At 68.4% G+C, this 24,013-nt stretch carries 22 protein-coding genes; 15 read left to right on the top strand and 7 right to left on the bottom strand.

All coding sequences use genetic code 11. From position 1 onward, the window contains the following. Positions 1-12 precede the first annotated feature (12 nt). The 3 genes from ABOD76_RS21505 to ABOD76_RS21495 all read right to left on the bottom strand — a co-directional run bounded on the left by ABOD76_RS21505 (position 13) and on the right by ABOD76_RS21495 (position 3,330). On the bottom strand, positions 13-768 hold the full coding sequence (locus tag ABOD76_RS21505; RefSeq protein WP_350245411.1) for a carbohydrate ABC transporter permease: 756 nt from the start codon (positions 766-768) through the stop codon (positions 13-15). A 110-nt stretch (positions 769-878) separates the two neighbouring features. Then, on the bottom strand, positions 879-1,763 hold the full coding sequence (locus ABOD76_RS21500; protein ID WP_350245410.1) for a carbohydrate ABC transporter permease: 885 nt from the start codon (positions 1,761-1,763) through the stop codon (positions 879-881). A gap of 193 nt (positions 1,764-1,956) precedes the next feature. Continuing rightward, a complete protein-coding gene (locus ABOD76_RS21495) occupies positions 1,957-3,330 on the bottom strand; it encodes an ABC transporter substrate-binding protein (protein WP_350245409.1) in 1,374 nt (457 codons plus the stop codon). Between the two features lie 641 nt (positions 3,331-3,971). Between ABOD76_RS21495 and ABOD76_RS21490 the strand changes: the two genes are divergently transcribed. From ABOD76_RS21490 to ABOD76_RS21455, 8 genes are all read left to right on the top strand, one after another. Further along, the gene (locus ABOD76_RS21490) at positions 3,972-4,592 is read left to right on the top strand and encodes a cupin domain-containing protein (RefSeq protein WP_350245408.1); all 621 of its coding nucleotides are present in this window, start codon (positions 3,972-3,974) and stop codon (positions 4,590-4,592) included. Positions 4,593-4,595: 3 nt separating this feature from the next. After that, positions 4,596-5,243 (top strand): alpha/beta fold hydrolase, encoded by a 648-nt coding sequence (locus ABOD76_RS21485; protein ID WP_350245407.1) that lies wholly within the window; start codon positions 4,596-4,598, stop codon positions 5,241-5,243. After that, positions 5,236-6,036, top strand: coding sequence for an HpcH/HpaI aldolase family protein (locus ABOD76_RS21480; protein ID WP_350245406.1), 801 nt, complete (start codon positions 5,236-5,238; stop codon positions 6,034-6,036). The genes ABOD76_RS21485 and ABOD76_RS21480 overlap by 8 nt, the downstream gene beginning before the upstream one ends. Positions 6,037-6,083: 47 nt before the next feature. After that, positions 6,084-7,382, top strand: coding sequence for a histidinol dehydrogenase (gene hisD / locus ABOD76_RS21475; RefSeq protein ID WP_350245405.1), 1,299 nt, complete (start codon positions 6,084-6,086; stop codon positions 7,380-7,382). Between the two features lie 91 nt (positions 7,383-7,473). Further along, positions 7,474-8,499 carry a LacI family DNA-binding transcriptional regulator gene (locus ABOD76_RS21470; protein ID WP_350245404.1) on the top strand — a complete coding sequence of 342 codons (1,026 nt, stop codon included), beginning with the start codon at positions 7,474-7,476 and terminating at the stop codon, positions 8,497-8,499. After that, positions 8,496-9,248, top strand: a complete 753-nt coding sequence (locus ABOD76_RS21465) for an SDR family NAD(P)-dependent oxidoreductase (RefSeq protein WP_350245403.1) — start codon at positions 8,496-8,498, stop codon at positions 9,246-9,248. Before ABOD76_RS21470 ends, ABOD76_RS21465 begins: the two co-directional genes overlap by 4 nt. A 145-nt stretch (positions 9,249-9,393) precedes the next feature. Beyond that, positions 9,394-9,846 carry a DinB family protein gene (locus ABOD76_RS21460; protein ID WP_350245402.1) on the top strand — a complete coding sequence of 151 codons (453 nt, stop codon included), beginning with the start codon at positions 9,394-9,396 and terminating at the stop codon, positions 9,844-9,846. A gap of 410 nt (positions 9,847-10,256) precedes the next feature. Beyond that, a complete protein-coding gene (locus ABOD76_RS21455) occupies positions 10,257-10,451 on the top strand; it encodes a hypothetical protein (RefSeq protein WP_350245401.1) in 195 nt (64 codons plus the stop codon). A gap of 178 nt (positions 10,452-10,629) precedes the next feature. On the opposite strand, the gene ABOD76_RS21450 is transcribed toward ABOD76_RS21455, so the two are convergent. The 4 genes from ABOD76_RS21450 to ABOD76_RS21435 all read right to left on the bottom strand — a co-directional run bounded on the left by ABOD76_RS21450 (position 10,630) and on the right by ABOD76_RS21435 (position 13,816). After that, positions 10,630-11,712, bottom strand: coding sequence for a carboxypeptidase-like regulatory domain-containing protein (locus tag ABOD76_RS21450; RefSeq protein ID WP_350245400.1), 1,083 nt, complete (start codon positions 11,710-11,712; stop codon positions 10,630-10,632). A gap of 87 nt (positions 11,713-11,799) precedes the next feature. After that, positions 11,800-12,555 (bottom strand): hypothetical protein, encoded by a 756-nt coding sequence (locus ABOD76_RS21445; RefSeq protein WP_350245399.1) that lies wholly within the window; start codon positions 12,553-12,555, stop codon positions 11,800-11,802. A gap of 43 nt (positions 12,556-12,598) precedes the next feature. Further along, positions 12,599-12,793 (bottom strand): hypothetical protein, encoded by a 195-nt coding sequence (locus tag ABOD76_RS21440; RefSeq protein WP_350245398.1) that lies wholly within the window; start codon positions 12,791-12,793, stop codon positions 12,599-12,601. 60 nt (positions 12,794-12,853) lie between these two features. Continuing rightward, complete coding sequence (locus tag ABOD76_RS21435) at positions 12,854-13,816, bottom strand: hypothetical protein (protein WP_350245397.1); 963 nt, start codon at positions 13,814-13,816, stop codon at positions 12,854-12,856. A gap of 389 nt (positions 13,817-14,205) precedes the next feature. On the opposite strand from ABOD76_RS21435, the gene ABOD76_RS21430 reads away from it, so the two are divergent. The 7 genes from ABOD76_RS21430 to ABOD76_RS21400 all read left to right on the top strand — a co-directional run bounded on the left by ABOD76_RS21430 (position 14,206) and on the right by ABOD76_RS21400 (position 23,849). Beyond that, positions 14,206-15,564, top strand: coding sequence for a hypothetical protein (locus ABOD76_RS21430; protein ID WP_350245396.1), 1,359 nt, complete (start codon positions 14,206-14,208; stop codon positions 15,562-15,564). A 240-nt stretch (positions 15,565-15,804) separates the two neighbouring features. Next, a complete protein-coding gene (locus ABOD76_RS21425) occupies positions 15,805-17,844 on the top strand; it encodes a BTAD domain-containing putative transcriptional regulator (RefSeq protein WP_350245395.1) in 2,040 nt (679 codons plus the stop codon). 388 nt (positions 17,845-18,232) lie between these two features. Continuing rightward, positions 18,233-19,087 (top strand): hypothetical protein, encoded by an 855-nt coding sequence (locus ABOD76_RS21420; protein ID WP_350245394.1) that lies wholly within the window; start codon positions 18,233-18,235, stop codon positions 19,085-19,087. A gap of 34 nt (positions 19,088-19,121) precedes the next feature. After that, positions 19,122-20,516, top strand: a complete 1,395-nt coding sequence (locus ABOD76_RS21415) for a multicopper oxidase domain-containing protein (RefSeq protein WP_350245393.1) — start codon at positions 19,122-19,124, stop codon at positions 20,514-20,516. A gap of 177 nt (positions 20,517-20,693) precedes the next feature. Then, on the top strand, positions 20,694-21,002 hold the full coding sequence (locus tag ABOD76_RS21410) for a hypothetical protein (RefSeq protein ID WP_350245392.1): 309 nt from the start codon (positions 20,694-20,696) through the stop codon (positions 21,000-21,002). Then, complete coding sequence (locus ABOD76_RS21405) at positions 20,999-22,219, top strand: hypothetical protein (protein ID WP_350245391.1); 1,221 nt, start codon at positions 20,999-21,001, stop codon at positions 22,217-22,219. Before ABOD76_RS21410 ends, ABOD76_RS21405 begins: the two co-directional genes overlap by 4 nt. A gap of 463 nt (positions 22,220-22,682) precedes the next feature. Beyond that, positions 22,683-23,849 carry a patatin-like phospholipase family protein gene (locus ABOD76_RS21400; RefSeq protein WP_350245390.1) on the top strand — a complete coding sequence of 389 codons (1,167 nt, stop codon included), beginning with the start codon at positions 22,683-22,685 and terminating at the stop codon, positions 23,847-23,849. Positions 23,850-24,013 lie beyond the last annotated feature (164 nt).

The following is a 24,013-nucleotide window of genomic DNA, read 5'->3' as shown; positions in this document are numbered from 1 at the left end:
GGGCCGGGGCATCTACTTGATGGCCCCGACGGTGATGCCCTCGACGAAGTACTTGCGGATGAACAGCGACATCACCATGATCGGGACCATCACCAGCAGGCCGGCGGCTGCCAGCTGCTGCCACTCGGGGCCGCGCGGGCCGGAGATGCTCTGAATGGCGATCGGGAGGGTCAGCGAGTTCTGGCGGGTCAGGATCAGGGCGAAGAAGAACTCGTTCCAGGCGGAGATGAACGCGAACACCGCCGACACCAGGATGCCCGGCATCACCAGCGGCACCGTCACGTGCCGCAGCGTCTGGAACTCGTTGCAGCCGTCGATGAACGACGCCTCCTCCACCTCCACCGGCAGCGCGTCGAAGAAGCCGCGCAGCATCCAGATGGCGTACGGCAGCGTGAACGAGAGGTAGATGATGACGAGCGCGATGGGCGTGTCGATCAGGCCCGCCGAGCGGAACAGTGTGAAGAAGGGAATTGCCACCACCACCGCCGGAATGAACTGGGTGATCAGGATGATCAGCGACAGCGACTCGCGCCCCCGGAAGCGGTGCCGCGACAGCACGTAGGCGGCGGCCGCGCCGAGGGGCACGGTGATGGCCACCGTCAGGAACGACACCAGCGCGCTCACCCAGATGTGCGACCCCAGCAGGATCGGGTCCGAGAAGATCGCGCGGAAGTTGTCGAGGGTCGGCTTAAACAGCAGCCGGGTGGAGAACACGTCCACCTCAGTCTTGAAGGCCGCCAGCACCATCCAGGCCAGCGGGAACAGCACGAAGAAGATGACGGCCAGCGTGCCGAACGTCTCGCCTGCCTGCGCGAGGCGGGTCCTGGCGGTGACGTCGGCGACGCGGCGCGGGGCGGGTGGGAACGGTGCTCTGCATGTCAGTGCTCCCTCAGCAGCACGCGGACGTACAGGAACGCCAGCAGCGCCATGATCGCCACCAGGATGTACGACACGGCCGAGGCGTACCCCATGTCGAGGTTGCGGAAGGCCACCTGGTACACGTAGTAGTACAGCGTCTGGGTGGAGTTTCCGGGGCCGCCGCCGGTCATGATCGCCACCTGGTCGAACATCTTGAAGGCCGAGATGATCTTCAGCAACGCCACGATGTAGATCACCGGGGCCAGCAGCGGCAGGGTGATGCGGAAGAAGATCTGCACCGACGTGGCGCCGTCCACCTTGGCAGCCTCGGTGGTCTCGCCGGGAATAGACCCCAGCGCCCCGATGAACATCAGCGCGAACAGCGGCGCCCAGCCCCACACCTCCGACATCACGATGGACAGCAGCGCGCTGAACTCGTGGCCCAGCCACAGGTACCCCTTGAGCGGCGGAATCACCGCGCCGAGCATCTTGGCGTACACGCCGTAGTCGGGGTTGAGCATGAAGCGCCAGCTGTAGCCTTTCAGCACCGGCGCCACCGCGAAGGGAAAGATCAGCAGCGTGCGCGCGAACACGTTCAGGCGGGTCGGCTTGGCCAGCAGCAGGGCGATGCCCAGCCCGATCAGCAGCGTCATCGTCACCGACATCAGCATGTACAGCCCGCTGACGCGCAGGCTGTTGAGAAAGCCGGCGTCGCTGAGGGCGCGGGTGTAGTTGTCCATGCCCACGAACGCGCCGGGGGTCGGGGAGTAGATCAGCCGCCAGTCGCGGAACGAGGTGATGAAGGACGACACCAGCGGCGACACCACCGTCGCCAGGATCACCACCAGCGCGGGGCCGAGCAGCATCCAGCGCAGGCCGCCGCTTCTGAGTTGTCCGGCCTTCACCTTTGGCTTCCGGGTCCTCAGGACAGCGGAAGCGGCACTCGGGGCGGCGGGTTGCGGAAGTTCCATAGCGCTCACCTCATGACGGCTGGTTCAGAGCTCAGGCGGTTCACGGCCTCAGCGAGGCGGACCCGCCGGGACATGCCCGCAGTGGGGGCCGCCGGAGCGGGTCCCCCACCGCGGACCCTTCGCCCGCTTACTTGTAGTAGCCGGCCCGCTTCTGAATGGCGTCCACGTCCCGGGCCATCCGGTCGAGGGTGGACTTGACGTCCGCGCCGGTGGCCATCTGGTTGATGCCGACCTCCAGCACGCTCTGAATCTCGGCCCAGGAGCGCACCTGCGGCAGCGTGCGGGCGGTCTTGAGCGCCTGGCCGCCCACCTTGGGGATGCCGCCGTTGGCCGCGTTGACCTTCGGGTCGTTCATGCCCGAGAAGGTCACGATGGTGTTGTCGGCCAGCGCCGGGTCGCTGCGGTTGGCGGCCACCTTCTTCTGCACGTCGGTGTTGCTGACGTACTTGATGAACTCCCAGGCCGCGTCCTGGTTCTTGGAGTTCTTGAAGATGCCCACCGGCCATACCAGGCCGTAGTTCTGGGTGGTGCCGCCGGCCCAGCCGGGCGCGGGCGCGAAGCCCACGTTGTTCAGCACGTCGGCCGACACCTGCTTGGGATCGGCGAATTTGGACCAGTACCACCACCAGCCGACCCACATTGCGGCCTTGCCCTGCAGGATCTGGGTGGACGACTCGGGCTCGCCGTAGGTGGTCGCGGCGGCGGGCGTCACCTTGTCCTTGCGCAGGATGTCGATGTAGAACTGGGTGGCCTGCAGCCCCTTGGCGTTGTTGAAGATCGGGTGGTTGCCCTTGTCCAGGATGTCGCCGCCGTTGCCCCACAGCATGCTGACCCAGTTGAACAGGTTCTGCCCGGCGTTCACGCCGTACATGGTCGAGAGGCCCACCATGCCGGGCTTTTTCTGCTGGATCGTCTGGGCGGTCTTGACCACCGCCTGCCAGGTCCGCGGGACCGGCAGCTTCAGCGCGTCGAACACGTCCTTGCGGTAGAACATCACCAGCGGGTGACCACGGAACGGCATGCCGATGATGTTGCCGCTGCTGTCGGTGGCCGCCTGGATGTAGGCGCTGGGGTAGTCCTTGAGGTTGACCTTGTCCGCCTGAATACGGCTGTTGAGCGGCACCAGATACGGCTTGATCGCCTCGCCCCAGGCGTCCACCCACGACACCACGTCGTAGGTGCTGCCGGTGGTGGCCTCCACCAGTTCCTTCTGCTGCAGCGCCTCATAGGGCGTGTTCTCCCACTGCACCGAGATGCCGGTGAGCTGCTGGAACTCGCCGCCCTCGCCGGTCAGCTTGCTGAGCTGCGCGAACTGCCCGGCTCCCAGGCAACAAATCAGGAACTTGAGTTTGGTGCCGTTGTAGGGCTTGCCCGCCTTGAGGCCGTAGGCCACGTTGCCCTGGGCGCTGCCCATCGAGGGCACGATGCCCACCGCCAGCACGCCCACGAGACCCAGAGACAGTCCCAACCGCTGCTTCCCTGCCTTGCCTGCTTTCTGCATATCGGTGTCCTCCTGACGAGGTGATTGCTGCGAAGGTCGGTGCGGGTGCACGCGGTGCGTGCTCCACGGGCTCCGGGCAACGCGCCGTGGGGCGCGTGGCGGCTGGCCGTCCTGATTCGGCCGTGCTGGCGTGAAGTTCAGGGGGCAGCGAAGGTGCTGAGGCGAATCTGAGGCCGGGGCCGCGCTGAGCGACGTTTCAACGGCACATGGACGGACGACCGCTGCTGGCGAAGATACGGTGCAGTCATACCCGCCGGCCCTGCACCCGGTCACCTCTTGCCGTCTGTGCGGGGGTGACGGTGCAGCCTGGACCAGCCGGGCTCTGCATACGTATGCATACACCATAGTTGCGCCGTTTCGAGTTTGTCAAGTCCTTCACAGTTGATCCGCCGCCACCCAAGGCGAAGGCGTTAGCTATGGGCTGGTCTCGTGGCCATTTTTCGTTGAAGGCGCTGTTGTGTTCTCTGCCCGTTCTGGCTTCTGACGACCTGCACAGATGCGGCTTGACGAGGGCCGCAGGAGCGGAGTACGGTGTGCATACGTATGCACGAGGCGTCGTCACTGGCCCTCCGGGTTCTCCGGAGGACCGCTGGCGCCGCTGTGCTCGCCACTCCGCGTTCGCCGCTTTCAAGGGAGACACCATGACCAAGGCCCCTGACGCTCGACCGACCCCCCCCGCCGAAGACCTTGGCGTCATGACCGGCAATGTGGTGCGCTTCCGGGACCTGAAGTCCCGTCCGATTCCCCTGATGTTCATCGACAGCGTCCTGCCGGGCCACCAGCGGCACAACTACGCGGTAATCGGAGACACCGCCAGCGAGAACGATGCCTACGCGCCGTTCATTACCTCGCCGCACGGCTTCCAGATAGGGATGGTGCGGGCGCGGCAGGGCAACGGTCCGGCGTACCACACCCACGACTACATCGAGTCGTTCCTGCCGCTGCGCGGGCGCTGGCGCTTCTACTGGGGCGAGTCTGCCGACCGGGTGGACGGCGAGACCATCCTGGAGGAATTCGATTACATCACCCTGCCCGCTCAGCTGTGGCGCGGCTTCGAATGCATCGATGAGGGCGAGAGCTGGATCTTCGCTGTGTTGGAGAAGCACGAAGCCTATGAAGGCAAGGACCCCTACTGGGCGCCGGAGGTCATCCGTCAGGCGCGCGAGTACGGGTTCGAGGCGGACGACAGCGGCAAGATGATCAAGCCCGCCAACTTTGCCGAGGTTGAAGAGCAACTGCTGCACCAGTTCGGAGACGAGTAAGCCGTGCCCACGGTGCTGTTGCCCGGCACGTTGTGTGACGCGGCGCTATGGACCGAGGTCAAGCTGCCGGCCGGCGCGTACGTGGTGCCGACGATCCAGGGCGCGTCCTTGAACGAGGCCGCCCGAGGCGCGCTGGACGGCATTTCCGGACCGCTCCATCTGATCGGCTTCTCGCTGGGTGCCATCGTGGCGTTCGAGATGCTGCGTCAACTCCCGCAGCGGGTGGCCCGGCTGACGCTCCTGAGCGCCAATCCTCGCCCACCGACACCGCAGCAGCTCATCACCTGGAACGAGCAGGAGCGGCAGGTGCGGGCCGGGCACTTCGGCAGCGTGGTGGAAGCGCTGGCCGGCGGACCGCATGGACCGGTGCTGGCAGAGATGGCTCACCGGGTTGGGCCCAGCACGTTTCTCCATCAACTGGCCCTGCTCCGGACCCGCCCCGACAGCCGGCCGGACTTGGCGCGGTGGCGCGGGGCGCTCACGCTGCTCGCCGGCCAGAATGATCCGGTCACGCCGCCGGACCTAGCGCTGGAGATGCAGCGGCTGGCCCCACAGGCCCAGCTGAAGGTCGTCCCGCACGCCGGACATTACCTGCCGCTGGACGCCCCGGCGCTCATTTCGGCGGCGCTGCTGGAGGTGGCGCATGCCTGAGCGTCTGGAACAGCTGCATGCCCGCCTGGCGGCCGGCGAGACGGTGCTGAACGGCTGGCTGCACCTGCCGGGCGGCGTCAGCGCCGAGGTGATGGGGCAGGCCGGCTACGACACCCTGACCGTGGACCTGCAGCATGGACTGATCACCGACGGCGGGCTGGTCTCTACCCTGCAGGCCATTGCCGCCACGCCGGCCGCCGCGCTGGTGCGGGTGCCCTGGCTGCATCCACCGGACCTGATGCGCGCCCTGGACGCGGGCGCCGCCGGCGTGATCTGCCCGATGATCGACACGCCGGAGCAGGCCCGTACGCTGGTGCACGCCTGCCGCTACGCTCCGGTCGGCGGCCGGAGCTACGGCCCCACCCGGGCCCGCCTGCATCACGGCGCCGCGTACGCGGACCGGGCCAACGACCTCACGCTGATCTTCGCAATGATCGAGACCGCGCAGGGCCTGGAGAACCTGGACCAGATCCTCGACACGCCGGGCCTGAGCGGCATCTTCGTCGGCCCGATTGACCTGAGCCTCAGCCTGACCGGGCAGGCCACCGTGGATTTCCAGGCGGGACCCGCCGCCGCCGCGGTGGCGCACATCGCGCACGAGACCCGGCAGCGGGGCCTGATCGCCGGCATCTTCACCCCGGGCGGGCCGCTGGCGCGCCACGCCCAGACGCTCGGCTACACCTTCGTGACCGCCGGCTCCGACGTGGCGCTGCTGGAAGGCGCGGCGCGGCAGGTGCTGGATGACCTGCGCGGCCCGACTGCTGACCGGGCGGCGTCGCAGACCCGCTACTGAGCCCGTCCGCCGTCCGCTACCCGGCCTTTTTCTTCAGGAGAATCCTTATGGCACGCATTCTGAAACCCGGCATGAACGTTCAGACCAAGCTCAGCCTGCAGGACTCGGTGCAGCAGACGGTACGCGGCATCATCGCCGACATCCGGGAACGCGGAGACGCGGCGCTGGCGGACCTGTCGCAGCGCTTCGACGGCTGGAACCCGCCCACCTTCCGCCTGAGCGCGGAGCAGATCGCCGCCTGCATGGCCCAGGTCCCGGAAGAGCAGCTGAGCTCGATCCGCTTCAGCCTGGAGCAGGTCCGCACCTTCGCCCAGGCGCAACGCGACTCGGTCCGGGACGTGGAGATCGAGACCATTCCCGGCGTGCGGCTGGGCCACCGGGTGCTGCCGGTGAACTCGGTGGCCTGCTACGTGCCGGGCGGGCGCTATCCGATGATCGCCAGCGCCATCATGAGCGTGGCGACCGCCAAGGTGGCGGGGGTGCCGCGGGTGGTCGCCGTGACGCCGCCCAAGGACGGCCAGCCGTTCCCGGCCACGGTGGCGACCATGCATCTGGCCGGAGCGGACGAGATCTACATCATGGGCGGCGTGCAGGCGCTGGCGGCCCTGGCGCTGGGCACCGAGCGCATCCAGCCGGTCGACATGCTGGTCGGCCCCGGCAACGCCTACGTGGCCGAGGCCAAGCGCCAGCTGTTCGGACAGGTGGGCATCGACCTGCTGGCCGGCCCGACCGAGACGCTGGTGATCGCCGACGACTCGGTGGACGCCGAGATGGTGGCCACCGACTTGCTGGGCCAGGCGGAGCACGGCACGAACAGCCCGGCGGTGCTGCTGACCACCTCCGAGCGGCTGGCGGGCGAGGTCGTGACGGAAATCGAGCGGCAGCTGCAGGTGCTGGCCACCGCAGAGGTGGCGGGTCAGGCGTGGCGCGACTACGGCCAGATCGTGCTGGCCGAGGACGACGCCGAGATGGTGCAGGTGGCCGACGAGATCGCCTCCGAGCACGTGCAGGTGCTGACCCGCGACCCCGACTACTTCCTGAATCACCTGACCAACTACGGCTCGCTGTTCCTGGGGCCGGAGACCAACGTGGCCTACGGCGACAAGACCATCGGCACCAACCACATCCTGCCGACCGGCCGGGCCGCCCGCTACACCGGGGGCCTGTGGGTCGGCAAGTTCCTCAAGACCGTCACGTACCAGCGCGCCACCCGCGAGGCCAGCGTCGTCATCGGACAGCACTGCTCGGTGATCTGCGGCGTGGAGGGCTTCGCCGGCCACCAACGGCAGGCGGACCTGCGGGTGGAGCGCTACCGGCAGCCGGCGCCGGTGGGCGGAGCGGACTGAGCGCGGCTCCGGGTGTCCGGCGTGGCCCGTGGAACCTCCGGAATCCTCAACCCGCCACCCGGAGCCGGCACTCTATGCTGAAGGCGACGCCATGAAGAAAGACGACACACCGACTTCCGGGTCCACCCAGCGCGTCACGTCCCATGACGTGTCGCGGGAAGCCGGCGTGTCGCAATCGGCGGTGTCGCGCGCCTTCACGCCCGGCGCGCACATCAGCCCGGAAACCCGCCGGCGGGTGCTGGATGCCGCACGCAAACTCGGCTACCAGCCGAACGCCATCGCCCGCAGTCTGGTCACGCAGCGCAGCGGCATCGTGGCGCTGATCGTGGGCGACCTGCACAACCCCTTCTATCCGCAGGCGCTCTCGCAGTTCGCTCAGGCGCTGGAGGCGCGCGGCAAACGGGCGCTGCTGCTGACCCACGACGCCCGCCGCGACGTTCAGGACACGCTGGACGCCGCCAGCCGCTACCAGATCGAGGCCGCCATCGTCTTCCCGACGCGCCTGAACAACACGCCGCCCAACCTGGGCGACGTGGCGCGCGGCGGGGTGCCGGTGCTGCTGTTCAACCGCCATCTGCCGGGCCAGCGGCTGCTGTCGGTGGCGTGCGACAACCATGCCGGCGGGCAGCTGGCCGCCGAGGTGCTGCTGGAGACGGGTGCGCGGCGGCTGGCCTTCATCGGCGGCGACCCGGAGACGTCCACCCATCAGGACCGGCTGCACGGCTTCATGGCCCGGCTGCAACAGGCGGGCCTTGCACCGGTGGCCGCGCCGTCCGGGGCGTTTCAGTACGACTGGGGCGTGCAGGCGACGCTGGACCTGTATGCAGAGGGTGACGGACCCGACGCGATTTTCGGAGCCAACGACATCGTGGCGATCGGGGTGCTGGACGCCCTGCGACAGCTGGGCCGGCGGGTTCCGCAGGACGTGTCGGTGATCGGCTTCGACGACATTCAGGAGTCGGCGCGGCTGGCCTACCGCCTCACCACCATCCGTCAGCCGCTGGGCGCGATGATCGAGGACGCGCTGCTGGCGCTGGAGGACCCGCAGCCGAGCGACGAACCACGACTGCATCAGGGCGAGCTGATCTGGCGGGACACGGTCCGGGGGGCAAGGTGAACGGAACACTGGAGGGGCAGGTGGCGCTGGTGACGGGAGGCGCGGGGGGCATCGGGGCCGAGATCAGCGCCACGCTGGCTTCGACGGGTGCCACGGTGCTGGTGGGGTACGCGGGCGACGCGGAGCGGGCCACGGCCCTCGCGGCACGGCTGGGCGGCAACGGACGCCACCGCGCGGTGCTGACCCGCGTGGACGACAGCGCGACGCTGCAGGCCGCCGCCGCCGACGTGCACGCCACCGAGGGCCGCCTCGACCTGCTGGTCAACAACGCGGGCATCACCACGCCCGTCCCCCACGAGGACCTGGACGGCTTGAGCGACGAGTGGATCGACACCATCCTGCGCGTGAACGTGCGGGGCGCCTTCGCGGCCGTGCGCGCCTTCGCGCCGCTGCTGCGCGCCGGGGGCCGCGGTCTGGTGGTCAACATCAGCAGCGTCGCCGGGCGCACCGGCGTGGGCAGCAACGTGGCGTACTGCGCCAGCAAGGCGGCCCTGGACTCGATCACCAGGAGCCTGGGACGGGCGCTGGCCCCGGACATCCGGGTGCTCAGCGTGTCGCCCGGCTGGGTGGACGGCGCGTATGCCCAGCGGATGCCCGAGGACCTCATCCGTGCCCAGGCGGAGCGCACGCCGCTTGGCCGCATTGCCCAGCCGCAGGAGGTGGCGAACGCGGTGCTGGCCGCCGCGACCCTGCTGACTTTCAGCACCGGCTGTGTCATCCCGGTGGACGGCGGCCGTCCGCTCACCTGAGGGCAGGCCGGGCGGTTTAGCGTTCGGACCTGTAGGCGGTCGGAGAGCAGTGGCCCGGCCTGGGCAAGAGGCATGTGTCACACGGCCATGATGTTCAGCTGCAGCACCCGCCAGTCCAGGAGTAAGGTGAGGCTGGAGGTCTCTGATGCCTTACGACGCCGACGAGTACGCGCAGATGTTCCGCCGCCACCGCGCCGCCCTGCTGGACCTGCTGGAGCGCGTGCCGGACGTGGCCGGCGACACCGTTCCCTGGCCGGGTGGACGGAGCATCAAAGACCTTGTGGATCATCTCTACAGCACCGGCGAGGGCGTGATCAGCATGCTCTCCGGAGGCGGCTGGGAAGCGCAGCCTCCGTCTGCTTCCCTCAGTGAGGCCGTCGCACGGCTGCACACCAACACCGGGGTGGTCATCGAACGGATCTCGGCGCTCAGCGAACAGAATCTGCAGCAGGAACTAACGGTGTTCGGCGGCGCACGCTGGCCCGCTTCCCGCCTGATCGACTTCCACCGAGAGCACGAGGTTCACCACAAAGGCCAGCTGTGGCTGATGGCCCGTCAGAGCGGAATCGAGCCGCCGTTCTTTATACAGATGACCTGAAAGCCGACCGCAAAGGGAACGGCCCTGTGCATCTTCAGACGCCACTGCTGAGAAGGAGGCGCAGCGATGGACGGTCTGGACCTTCTCAGGGAAAGCGCCACCGTGGGTGTTGGAACCGCCCTGGATGGCAGTGACCGGCCTATGACTGGGTCCTCGGTCCAGCCCTGTCTGTGATTGACCCGGCTCGCGCTGAAAGGACACCGGATGAACTCCACACCTCTCCGGAGGGTGCATGGCATGTCTCAGGGCATGTCGGGGCCACTGCATTCCTCCTGTTCAGGCCCTGAAGTTCCAGTCCATCCGGGTGCGGTGTCACGGGAACTCCGGTCTCCAGGGTGTTCGGGTCCCCCGGCGCTTCATCCTGCACACCTGCCATCCCCCGGTCATTCAGCTCCAGCTACGCTCCCCGCATGAGCGACCTCGTTGAGCTGGCCCTGCGTTTCGGTTTCCTGCTTCTGTGCTCGCCGTTCCTGCTCGGAGTGGTGTGTGCCCTGACAGCGCTGTATGGCCTGGGAAGCAACTGGCCCATGTGGGCGCCGGTGCTGCTGGGTGTATTGACGCCGCTCCTGTGGGGCTATGCCCTGTGGCGGCTGATCCGGACGTAAGCAAGGGCTGGTGGGTATGTTGCCGGGAGACCAAGGCGGCTTATCATCAGGCCTGGAATCTGGTGTCACGGCCCTCCCACAACGTGGAAACCGGATCCAGGCCAGCACCCGGGGGTCGCTGCTCCAGTGGGCCTGGATCCCCCCGCTTCCGGCACATGTCCTCGCTCCAACCATGCGGTCACTTCAGGCGTACAAGGGTGATGCTGGTGAAGATGTTGGGGGCCGTCACGGTGGTTCCAGGGACGTCCGCGCCATAGACGCCATAGAGGTCGCCGGCATTCACTCTGCCGTCGCCGTTCAGGTCCTTCCAGGCCGAGAGCCGGTAGCGGGCGTGCTCCTGCAGGTTGTCGAGGCGGTACGCCGCGCTGGTGCCGGGCACCGTGATCGTCGTGGTATGCCGGCTGGCCTGATCGCAGGTCTCCCCTTTCATCACGCACACCTCGACCACCGTGCCCTTCAGATCCACGTCCGCGTGGGCCTCGCCCGCCACGTACAGCAGATCACTCGCGCTCGTGGTGGGTTGCTCGCCCAGCCGCACAGTAAATTCCAGCACGTCACCGACCGTGTTCGAACGCCGGAAGTCACTTGTCATCGACCGCTCGTACGTGCTGGGATTGCGCGCCCCGATCAGAACTGTCTGCGGAGCCCCAGCTTCCGGCAAATAGCGCGCCGTCACCCGGTACCGGCCGATCGGAATATCGCGGAGCTGCGAGCCCTGGAGGAAGCCCCGGATGACCTTGCCGGCGCTGCCGTCAATGATGGGGCCGTCCGGGGTGAGGGTGACTTCCACGCGGCTGAGGTCAAAGCCCGGAGCGTTGACCGCGACGAACATCCAGAGAGTGCCTCCGTAGGACCCGCCGTCGGGCCGCGGGCCGGTGAGTTTCCAGGTGAAATCGCGCACGGCGCCTGCCCGGGTGGCAAACTCTGAGCGGTCGTTGGGCACGAGCTGAAATTCGTAGACCGTCCCGTGGTAAGCGCGGCTCAGGCGCGCTCCGCCGCGCCAGGTGCCGAGTTCGCGGCGGGGCAGCGAGATGGTGTAGCGCCCCTGGGCATTGGTGGTGCCGACCGCGTTCATGTTGTAGTGCAGGGTGTTGTCGGCATAGACCTCCACGCCGGACACCGGCTGCCCGGCTGCAGTTCGGACCACCCCGCTCATCGTGTAGGGGGCCGGCGCAGCGGTGCCCGCCCGGGTCAACCCTCCGGCGAGCAGGCCAGCGATCAGCAGGCCAGCTCTTGCCGTGTTCAGACTTCTGATGTTCATGCGGTCTCCTCTTTCTCCTGTGTGAGACGTCGTGTGTGGGTCCGCCACCAACCCTGGCCAGGTTTCCCTTCTTGCGACGCCCGGTGTTCATTTCAGACGAACGGTCCGGAGGAATGCGTCAAGCCGGGTCAGCCGGGCGTCGTTGCCCAGCCGGTTCAACAGCCGCCCGGTGCGGTCCAGGGAAGTCACCCACTCGGGGCCTGCGTCCTTTCCCGCCAGCAGGGCATCCATGACGCGCTGGTTGGGCCCGGCGTAGGCGTCCAGCGGGAGCTCCGGCAGCGACACGTTGTACCAGAACTCCAGGTCATACTTCCCGTCGTTGGACAGGCCCTGAAAGGTGTAGAACACGTCGCGCCGCCCCAGGGGCGCGACCTCGCCCGGGCTGATGAAGCCGACCAGGAACCGCACCCCCTTCACCCCGGGAAAGTTGAGGGGCTTCACCGCTGCGTGGAGCACCTGTACTGCATACTGCCAGGGCAGGAAGGGCATCTCGTCCCGCAGGTTCGCGGGCGCCCGCCCCGTCTTCACCAGGGAACGAAGCGTGTCGATCTGCTCGCGCATGCCGTCACTGGGGTCCGGGTACTGGGCGAGGAGGCCCGCAACCGGATACACGTCCAGTTCGCCCAGCGGCGCGGCCCCTGTTCCGAACAGGGCTTCCAGATGACGGGGCGGAAAGAAGGGCGGAACAGGGGTGTCCTCACGCTTCTGCGCCTGCACCGTCTGGACGCTGGCGGGAATGCCGAGCAGGCGGGCATCGAAGGACAGGTGCGGCAGGGCGGCGGGGGCAGCAAGGGCCGCATTCAGGGTCAGAGAAAGTGTGGCCATCCATCGACGGGTTCGCACGGGCGCCTCCTGGGAGGGTGGGGCAGGGTTCCCGACTTTCGGGTCAGGGCTTCCAGCATTCGACGTACATGAATTCCAGCAGGTCGTCGGCGCTGGTGAAGTACCGCCGCTCGCCCTGGGGGCCTTTGCGGGCCGAGGCGCGCCACACGGGGCCGTCACGGCCCTCCTCGGTCCAGACGCGCAGGATGTAGATGCGCAACTGCGTCACCGGGTGGTCGTTGCTGCTGTTCTGGTGCATGTGTGCCTCCACTCCGGGTCCTGCCGCAAGCATCCGTGTTCCGGCCCTGGCGCTCCCCGCTCATCTCAGGGGGCGGAGCGTGAACCCGGCGGCCGTGTTGGGCACGGTGACGGTCGTGCCCGGCTGGTTGTCGCTGTACATGCCGATCAGGTCGCCGCTGTTCACCGTCTCGTCGCCGTTCACGTCCTTCCAGCCGTACAGGGTGTAGGGCTGGCCCGCCTTCAGGCCGTCCAGGCGGTAGGTTCCCGACAGACCGGAGGTCTCGATGGTCGTTTCGCGCTGGGTAGACGCGTCGCAGGTGTCGCCGTTCATCACGCACGCCACCACCACGGCGCCCTTCACGTCCGCCCCGGCGCGGATCTCACCGGAGATGGAGCCAGTTCCCCCTCCCGGCTGCTCCTGGGCGCCCAGCTTGATGGTGAACTGCATGGCGTTCCCGAGGGTGTTGGTGCGCTCGAAGTCGGCGGTCATGGAGGAGGCGTACGTGGTGGGGCGGCGCTCCGCGATCAGCACCGGCTGCGCCGGGCCATCCTCCGGCAGGTAGCGCGCCGTCACCCGGTAGCGGCCGATGGGAATGTCCCGGATCTGCGAGCCGTACAGGAAGGCTTTGATCGTCTTGCCGGCGCTGCCGTCGATGATCGGCCCGTCCGGTTCCAGGGTCACCTCGACGCGGCTCAGGTCAAAGCCGGGCTCGTCTACCGCGCCGTACATCCACAGCGACCCGCCGTAATAGCCGTCGTCGGGGGTCTTGCCGGTGAGCTTCCAGGTGAAGTTGCGCACGGCTCCCTTCTCGGCCGGAAATTCGGTGCGGTCATCGGCGACCAGCACGAACCGGTAGTTCACGCCGTGGTACTCACGGGTGAGGATCGCCCCGCCCCGCCAGGTGCCCAGCTCGTTCTTCGGCAGCGGAATGCGGTAGTGCCCCTGTGCGTCGGTTCTGCCGGTCTGGTTCACGTTGTACTGGAGCGTGTTGTCGGCGTAGACCTCCACGTCAGGGACCGGCTGGCCATGCTCACTCTTCACGGTGCCGGTCATCGTGTAGGGCCCGGCCTGACCCGCACCCGGGGTGCCTGTGCCACCCGGCGGGGTTCCGCCCGGCGGGGAGGCCACGTTCGTGCTTCCACATGCGCTCAGAAGTGCCACCAGCATCGCCGCGCCTAACAGGTTCGTGTTTCGCATCCTCATCCTCGTTCTGCGGTGGGGGCTGCCCGGACCGCGGTGTTCAAGTGAGGGCACCGTAGTCATCTCGGAATGTCACGGGGATGTCACCGGGTGGAACACCCGCTGGGCACCCTTCTGGTGGAGGTTCACGGCCCATAGAGGAGGACAGGCCGAAGGCTCAGGATCTGGGGCGTGCCATCGGCCTGCCACTTTCCCTTTCGTACCTTGCGGCTCGAAAGGGAGGAATGAACATGCACAAACGAGGAACGGTCGGTCTGATGGTGCTCACGGGGATGCTGGCGAGTTGCGGAGGTGGCGTGACGCCCACGCCGGTGGCCCCCGGCAACCCGGCGGGTTTCACCGCGACCGCCAAGGGCAGCAGTCAGATCCAGCTCGACTGGAGCGGGGTGCCGGCGGGAGCGCACGTGGTGCTGGAGCGCAAGTTCAACGCCAGCGCCTACATCACCCTGAAGGACAGCCCGACCGGCACGAGCTGGGTGGACCAGGGCCTGACGCCCAACACCACCTACACCTACCGCATCAAGGCCGTGAACGCGGCGGGGTCCAGCAGCGGGCTGGAGAAGAGCGCCACCACCGCCGCCCCCGGCAACCCCGACTTCACCCTGGGGGCCACGCCCAACACCCTGAACATCGGGCCGGGCCAGAGCGGGACGGTCAGCATCAGCGTGACCCGGCCGCAGAATCCGGACGGCGCAGTGGCGCTGACCCTGGAAGGTGCCATGGCTGGCACCGGCGTGGACCGGATCGCGGGCAGCTTCACGCCCGTCTCCGGCGCCGAGGGCAGCACCCTGACGCTGACCGTGGGCGCGAACGTCCCGGTCGGCACGTATGACCTGGCGGTCCGGGGCACCAACGGCAGCGTCACGAAGACCGCGAACGTCCGCGTGGTGGTGGAGAAGTGGCTGCTGGTGGACGACGACCGCAGCAACAACAACTGGCCCGGCAACTCCACGGCCCCCGACTCCGACGGCGACCGGTCGATGCGCGCCGCGATGGCCGGCCGGGTGTTCGACGTGACGGTCGTGCCGTACAGCGCCAGCGGGCAGGAGAAGGACGAGCCGGACGGCCCCGGCGTGGACACCCTGAAGCGCTACAGCGGTGTGGTCTGGTACACCGGGGACACCATCGTCAGCCCCGTCACGTCCGACGATGTGGCGAACCTGCAGGGCTACCTGAACACCGCAGGCCGCCGGGTGGTGTTGTTCTCGCCGGGCTTCATCCGGACCTCAGCCACCAACGGCTCGACGCTGGCAGAGCCGGGGGACGCCGTCCGGAGTTTCTTCAAGAGCTATGCGGGCGTGGACCGGGTGGCGTACGCCGGGGTCATTGACGGCACCTACACCGTCACCGGTCAGGCGAACACCGTCACCCAGGGGCTGAATCTCACCCTGACCCGGGGTGCCAACCGGGCCGACCTGGCACCGGCGCAGGGCACCCAGACGCTGCTGACCGTAGGAAGCACCGTGGTGGCGACCGCGAAGACGGGCGTGGGCACGGCGGCCTCATCGCAGCTGACCCTGCTGGGCGTGCCGACCGGCCGCCTGACCCTGGCCGATACGACCAGCCTGCTCGGGAAACTGATGCAGTAATCGCCCCAGACGACAGAGAAGGCCGACGCTTGGACAGGTCGGCCCGTTCTGTCGTTTGAACCCTGGTGCCCACAGAGCTCGCCTGAACGGGCCCACCTGGCAGTGTTCCCGCGAGGTTCGGAGGCCGCCGTGTCGCCGTTCCCAGGCCACTCGTCCGGGCGCAGGCTCAACCCCCGCACTGAACCCGCTTCACCCGATCTGCGCCCGGATTCGCGGTGGCCTTTGCTACCCTGAGGCCCAATGTCACTTCCTACCTGGCAGCTCGACCTGTTTGGCCAGCCGGGCCTGCGCGGCCCGGACGGACAGGACCTGCGCGCCGATCGCAAGTCGGTGGCGCTGCTCGCGTACCTGGCCCTGGAAGGCCCCACATCGCGCTCGCGGATGGCGGGGCTGCTCTGGCCGGACACGCTGGAGGGCACCGCTCGCAACAACCTCGTGCACAAGCTGAGGCGGCTGCAGGCCCGCATCGGCGCGGAGCTGGTGCAGGCCGGGGAGACGCTGACGTTGCGCGGCGACGTGCAGGTGGACGTCGTGACGGTCCTGCACGACCGGCAGCACCGCCGGCACGGCGCCATCTTGAACGTGACGGGCGTGCTGCTGGGCGGCCTGGATTTCGATGACCTGCCGGACTTTCAGGACTGGCTGCTCGCATGGCGCGAGCGCCTCGACACCTACCGCTGGGAGGCGTTCGACCACGAGCTGACGAGGCTGGACGAGGCAGGGGAGTATGAAGAGGCGGCCGCGCTCGCTTCACGGTGGGTGGACCTCGATCCGCTGTCCGAGGACGCCGCCCGGCGCAGCATGCGCCATCACTACCTCGCCGGGAACCCCGAGGCCGCCCTGCGCACCTACACCCGGCTGCGGCAGACGCTCGGCCGGGAGCTGGAGGCCGAACCGCAGGCGCTGACCGAGGAACTGGCCCGGGAGATCCGGCGGGGCGGCCGCCTGCCGGCGTCCGGCACGGCACCGGCCCGGCCTCAGCTGCCGCTCGGGGTGGTCCGGCCCCCGGCACTGATTGGGCGGGAAGACGCTTGGCACAGGATGGAAGCCGCGTGGCAGGCGGGTCAGCTGATCTACCTGTCGGGCGCTCCCGGTGCCGGAAAGACCCGCCTGGCTCTGGATTTCGCCCGCTCCAAGGGCAAGACGCTGCGGCTCGAACACCGGCCCGGGGATGAGACGGTGCCGTACTCGTCCAGCGCCCGCTGGAACCGCGAAATGCTGCGCCACGCGCCGCACGTGACCCTGACGCCGTTTCAGAGGCGGGAACTGTCACGCATCCTGCCGGAGTTCCGGGACGGGGACGTTCCGCCGCTGAGTGGCGCGGAGGACAAGGTCGCGTTCTACGAGGCGCTGTCTCAGGTCGCCGACCTCGCGCTCGCGGACGTGACGGCGGTGGTCTCCGACGACATCCAGTACGACGACGACGCGTCCCAGGAATCCGGGCGGTATTACGCGGCCCGGGCGGCCACCGGAGCAGCCGCGGCCACGCAACCCCGCGTGCTGCTGACCTTCCGGCAGGGAGAACTGTCCGCGCAGGCGCACGCGGTCATGGCTGGCCTGGTGGACAGCGGCCTCGCGGTGCTGATTGAGCTTCAGCCGCTGGGCGTGCCCGAGGTGCAGGCGCTCCTCGACAGCCTCAGGCTGCCATTCGCGCCCAGCCTCGCTGCAGCTCTGTACCGCTACGCCGGAGGAAATCCGCTGTTCGTGCTGGAGACGGTCAAGTTCCTGATCGAGGAAGGCCGGCTTGAAGAGGGCCTGCCGGAGCGGCTCCTCCCCCCCGGGCGCACCGGGTCGGTGCTGGAACGGCGGCTGGCGCGGCTGTCGCCGGCGGCCCTGAATGCAGCCCGCGCCGCCGGGGTGCTGCGCGGCGACTTCACGCTGGAACTCGTCGCGGCCGTCCTGGGCGCGCCCCTGCTGGACACTGCGGGCGCCTGGGAGGAACTGGAGGCTGCGCAGGTGATGGCGGGCGAGCGGTTCAGCCACGATCTGCTGTACGAGGCGGTGTGGCAGGGAACACCCGAAACGGTGCGCCGCCTGCTGCACCGCTCGGCGGCGCGGGTGCTGGCCGGGCACGGCGGGCACCCGCAGCGGGTGGCCGAGCACTGGCGAGACGGTGGCCAGCTTCAGGAAGCGGGCGTGTGGTTCGAGCGGGCCGCTCAGGCGGCCCTGCGGCCCCAGGAAGCGGAGCTGTGTCTCCGGAACGCCGCCGCAGCCTACGAAGCCGCAGGTCAGCCGGAGGCGGTTCAGCGGCTCTCCGCACGACATTCGCCGGGCGGGTGAACTTCGGCCTTCCCGTCCTTGCCGGGCCGGATGGGTTGCCTTGCCCGAGCGGGAGACCGTTATCTCTGCCGTTACGCCCGGTTTCAACGTCAGCACCTCGTGACGGTGCGGGCCGCGCGGTCAGAGAAGATGAACCCCGGCCCGGCCTGTCTTGCGGGCCCACTCGTTTCCTTCTCCTGGCCACTGCTGAGACCTCCTTTCACCCTGAAGCCACAGCACCGCATTGCCTGAGCTCCCTCAGGTCAGGCGTGGTGACGTCATGCCCCTCGTTTGCCCCAGCACCTTCGAGGCTCCCCTTCCTGCCCTGAGCCGCACATCATCCTTCAGCCATCCGGTGCCGGGTACGGTCTGTTCAGTTCGCCCGAAGCGGCGACCCAAGGAGCCCGCCATGAACAAGACGCTGATGACGACCCTGACCCTCGCCCTGAGCACCGCCGCCTTCGCCGTTCAGGCGCAGGACCACACCGCCACCTTTACCCTGGCCCAGCAGAACGCGGCCTTCACGCTGGAGGGGCCAGCCAGCGTGGCCCCCGGCTACACCACTTTCGCCTTCAGCAACAAGGCGGAGCAGCCGTTCACGCCGGTCGTGGTCCGGCTCAAGTCCGATGTGAGCGACGCCGACGTGAAGACGGCCCTCAACGGGGTGATGGCGTCGCACGGCGAGGACATGAGCGCCATCGAGAAGATCGCGGAGTTCGCCGGCGGCAGCGGCGGCGTGATGCCCGGCAAGGCCTTCGAGTTCGGGGCCAGCCTGACGCCCGGTCGCTATGTGGTGTTCGGTTTCGGGGCCAACGAGGACGGCAAGGCCCTGTACGACCTGGGGCAGTACCGGTCCTTTACCGTCGCCGGCGCGGCGAGCGGCCTGACCGCCCCCTCCGCCGACGTGCAGGCCACCCTCAAGGACTATGAGGTCGTGCTTCCCGCCAGCATCAAGGCCGGGAAGCAGGTGTGGCAGGTGTCCAACAGCGGTCAGGAAACCCACCACCTGATGCTGATGCGCATCAAGGACGGCAAGTCCATGCAGGACGTGGAAGCGTTCTTTAAAGCCGCTGACCCCAGCAAGGCGGGTGAGCCCCCCTTTGAAGACGCGGGCGGGCTGGAGACCATCTCGAAGGGGCGCAGCGCCTTTGTCACCTTCGACCTCGCTCCGGGCAACTATGTCGTGGCCTGCTTCCTGCCCAGCGCCACCAAGCATGCGCCGCACTTCATGCTCGGCATGATGACCGGCCTGAGCGTCAAGTAAATCCCTGATGGGACGGAGCGGAATGGAGTGCCCTATGCGTCTCAAGCGTCCACGCTTCTGGTCCCGTCCTGTCCTGCGCCCGGCCGCCTGGCTGCTGGGCGCACTCCTGCTGATGGGGAGCCAGCCGCAGGCCCAGACCTCGCCCCCGGCACACGACCACGCGGATTCGAGTTCGGGCGTGTCCGCCGCTCCAGCACGCGACGCACTGATCCGGGATTTCGTGGCCGCGCCGAGTGGCACGGTCCCCCTGAAGGCGGCCACCGGGGAGGTGCGTGAGTTCACGCTGGAGGTGCACGAGATCGTGAGCGAGATCGCTCCGGGGGTGCGGGTCCAGCAGTGGGCCTTCGGGTTCCCCGGCCAGAACGCCAGCGTCCCCGGGCCAGAACTGCGGGTCAGGGTCGGCGACCTGGTCAAGATCACGCTGCACAACACCACCAGCCGGGCCCACACGCTCCATCTGCACGGCATCACTTCGCTCGCGCAGGACATGGACGGCGTGCCGCACACCTCTCATGCCGTGCTGCCTGGGCAGAGCTTCACCTATTCCTTTGTGGCGACCGAGGCCGGCACCCACATGTATCACTGCCATGTCGAGACCAATCTGCACCTCGACATGGGCATGTACGGGGCGCTCATCGTGGAGCCCAGGGAGAAGCCCGCCTGGGTGCAGGACCATGTGCTGATGCTGGACGAGTGGGACAGTCACCAGGATCCGGACCAGCTGCCCCACAAACCGGTACCCGACTACTACCTCGTCAACGGCAGGGCGTATCCGCTGATCCCGGACCTGAAGATCGGGCAGGGGGAGGTGCACCTGATCCGCCTGCTCAACATCGGGCAGGAGGTCCACAGCATGCACCTGCACGGCATGACCTTCCTGGTGGTGGCCAAGGATGGGCAGGACCTGCCGTTGCCCTACCGGGCCGACACGGTGCTGCTGGGTCCTGGCGAGCGCTACGACCTGCTGGTCAAGGGACGGGACGGGACCTTCCCGCTGCACGACCACATCCCCCCGCACGGAACAAATGACGGGGTGGACCCGGGCGGGATTCACCTGATGGTCGTTGGCGGCCCCCCGCTCGCGGCCGACGGCACGGCGGGGCCGGCAGCGACGGGCCACGGCCATGAAGCCGGAGCAACCACCACGGCGGCGACGGACGCCCCCCTGCAGCGCGGCACGGTTGAGGTCCATGTGAACGGCTTCGTGTTCGCCCCGCCCGTTCTGCGGGTGGCCCGGGGCACGAAGGTGGTGTGGATCAACGACGACATGGTGGCCCATACGGTGACGGTAGACGGCCCGAAGAAGGCGTCGTCCGCACCGCTGCGGAAGGGCGGGCGATTCGCCGTCACGTTCGAGGAGGCGGGAACGTACACCGTCACCTGCGTCCAGCATCCCTTCATGACCGCCACCGTGATCGTGGAGCCGTAGCGGGTTGCAACCCTGCTCATGCTGAAGCCCACCCCAAACGCCGCACCCCATGCCCAGGGCGCGGCGTGCTCTGTCGAACACGTCCAGGACGCCGGTACGGTCAGCGTGTCTGCCCGGCAGCGCCTCCGGAACCCACTGGTCATGCTCGAATCATCCTGTCTTTTCTACCCTGATGGCATGACACGGACCTCGCAGCTGAACGATGAATCTCGGCCGCTCGATCTACCCACCGGGACGGCCTGTTCCGCCCCCGGGCCCTACGAGCTGCTCAGCCGCCGCGCCCGGGCACTCGCGCACGACGCGCGGTTCCTGACGCTGCTGTCCGGCCCGGGGGTGGAGCTCAATGATGCCGTGCGGCTGGCGCTGGACGCCGTGCCGGAACTGGAGTTGCTGCCCCTCCCCGAGCTCGCCGAGGAACTTGGAACGGTCCTGAGCCGGGCCCGCACGCCGGGCCGCGCTCCCCGGACGCAGGTCTGGCTGGCATGACGGCGCGGCGCCTGGGTCTCGCGCTCGCCATGCTCTGTGTGGCCTCGGCTTCGTCGTCCGGAGCGGCAGCTGGTCGGCTCGCGTACCTGAAGGGCGGAGCGGCCTGGACCGTGGGGGCGCCGGGTCAGGTGGCCCGGCAGGTGCCGAATTCGCGCGGTGCCGTGCTGCTGGACCTGTCGCCCACCGACGGCACCCTGGCGTTTCTGGTGGGTCCGCCGGGCGCCGACATCCATGCCGAGCACGTCCCGGCTCTCCGGCCCTGGCTGAGCCGCCCGCCCTACACGGCGAGCGTGCCGCTGGGTTCGCTGGTCCCGGGTCCCACCTTCTCCACGGTGCGTGCCCGCTGGCTCGCCTGGGAGGGCGACGGACACGCCCTCATCGCCGGGACCGACGAGGGCAACGCGGGCTGGAATCTGGCCCGGCGCAAGACCTTTCTTCCGGATCAATCCGCGCTGTACCAGAGCACTTCGCAGAGCGGGGAGGTGACCGCCATGCTCGGCTCCGTGCAGTCGCCGGACGACCTGGGCGTGCTGCTGTACGGCCCGGGGGCCCGGCCCGGCACCGAGATCTTCACCTGGAAGCAGCCGCAGAACCTGATCAAGGCCCTCAAGGACGCTCCCCAGCCTGCCCTGCGCCGGTTCCTGGCCGACCTCGATCCCCAGGCGCAGGCGGACGAAGTGAGCTGGACGGCAACGCCTCCACATGTCACCCGGGATGGACGGCGGGTGTACTTCGCCTCCAACGCTGGGTGGGGTGTGGGCAGCGCCGGCACCACCACGTCCGCCGTGTTCGAGGTGGACGTGGCGAGCGTGAAGGTCCGGGTGCTCGGCTGGCTGGGCACCTTCTCGGGGAGCGTTCTGGACGTTCTGCCCTCGCCCGACGGGCAGAAGCTGCTGATCTTGCTGGCACGGCACGACAGCAACGCGCAGATCAACACTTTCGTGTACGCGGCCGACCTGGCGGGCAAGCGCATCAAGGAACTGGCGGCCACGAGCGCCCCGAACGGCACTCTGAGCACCCTGAACAGCGCGTGCTGGCTGGCAGACTCACGGTCTGTGGCGCTGAGTGTGGCGTACCCGCGCCCGCAGGACCTGAACCAACGCAACGGCTTTGAACCTCCGGCAGCGGCGTACACCCTGTCTGTCAAGGATGCCGTGGATGGGAAGACGCTGCACCGGGTCTCCGGCGCGACCGGCGTCGCCTGCGGCCCGAAATGATGCTGCAGGAGACGGCACACAGCGCTGGGTGACGCCCGAGCATGGTCTGGAGTTTTGTCCTGCCCGCCGCCGCACCACCTCGCGACGGCTCCGGTCGCAAAAGAAAGGCCGTGTCAACGACCGGCATGATGAGCCCGTAGCACCGTAACACCCTGGGCTCCCACAACTGTCATGACACTTCGCCACGCGTTGGATCATGGCCCCTTCGCCGGCTTCGGATGCCCGCCCTGATACGCTGGGGCATGCTTCCGAGCACCAGTTGCATTCCGCCGCTCCGTCCACTGGAGCCACGGAAACGGTCCGGCGGAATCGGCAACCGGGCGCCGGCGCCCCCAGACATGCTGCAAATCAGAGCGATATGGCAGGCAATCCGCACGGCCTCCGTCTGGCTGACCTCTACAGAACGCTCGCTGCGCCACGGCGCCGGTCATACAACGGGCCGGTCTGCCTTCCCCTGCGCCGGATGACCGATGTTCTTTCGCAGCCGCCCAGCCTGCTGACGACGCCGGCCAGCCGACGAGGCCGCGCTGGCAGTGGGCTGTGCCTGTCGGGTGGTGGGTACCGCGCGGCGTTGTTCCATCTCGGGGCGGTGCGACGCCTGCAGGAACTGGGGCTGCTCCAGCAGCTCCGTACCGTATCGAGCGTCTCGGGCGGCAGCGTCCTGGCGGCCCGCATGGCCCAGCTGCCTTGGACGGCTAACGAGCCGATCTCCCCGGAGACGTTTCAGCAGACGCTGGCCGAACCGACCTACCGTCTGGCCAGCCAGGACATCCGGACCGGGCCGCTGCTGCGCCGGGCGCTGCTCTGGAACTGGTGGGGGCCGTCCGCCATCTACGGGGTGGCCCGGCTGCTGGACGCCTACTGTGGCGCCCGGAAGGTGCACGAGCTGCCCATGGCCCCGAACTTCGTGTTCTGTGCCACCGACCTGACCCACGGCACCAACTGGACCTTCACCAGAGCGCAGACCGGCGGGCACCGGGCCGGCACCGTCCGTTCCCGCACCCTCGACCTGCCGCTCTCGTTTGCGGTGGCGACCAGCGCCTGCTTTCCGCCGGTGTTCGCGCCGGTGGAACTGACCCTCTCGCCCAGGAAGGGACCGGTGCTGCTCAACGACGGCGGAAACTACGACAATCTTGCCCTGGAGCCGGTCTGGAAAAGCCATGAGCTGGTGGTGGTCAGCGACGGCGGCACACCCTTCCGGTACGGCGTGCCGGCAGGACTGCTGGGCCACCTGACGCGGTTCATCACGGTTCTGGATGCCCAGTCACGCAACCTGCGGAAACGGTGGCTGCTGGCCGGCACGGCCGAAGGGTCGCTCGCGGCCGTGTACTGGTCGGTGGGCCGGAGCGTGCACGCTTACCGCAGGCAGCTCCCGGCCGACGCGGAATGCCTCACGCTCGGATATGCCGAGACCCTGGCCCACCGGATCGGACGGATTCGCACCGATTTCAACCGGTTTTCGCCTGGAGAGCAGGCGGTGCTGGAAAACCACGGCTACACGCTGGCAGACGCCGCCCTCCGCGCCTACCTGCCGGAGCGGTACCGGCCCGCGTCGTGGCCAGCCCTCCACGTTCCTCATCCGGACTGGCTCAATCCGGCCAGGGTGAAGTCCGTGGTGCCGCGAAAATAGCGGTCCCGCAAAGCGCCCGGCAGTGGTCACCCGTCCGTCAGGAATGGATGCCATTTGCCTTGCGGAGAGGCTTGAGGGTGGAACTGCGCCCCTTGAGGACTCCTCCGCCGTGGGTGACGCTCCCGCCGTCCTGGAAGAAAGAGTGACCCCTGACACTGGACCTG

Source organism: Deinococcus sonorensis KR-87 (assembly GCF_040256395.1).
Taxonomy (GTDB): Bacteria; Deinococcota; Deinococci; order Deinococcales; family Deinococcaceae; genus Deinococcus; species Deinococcus sonorensis.
The sequence above is the reverse complement of the archived record's forward strand: the minus strand, read 5'-3'. Positions and strand labels throughout refer to the sequence as shown.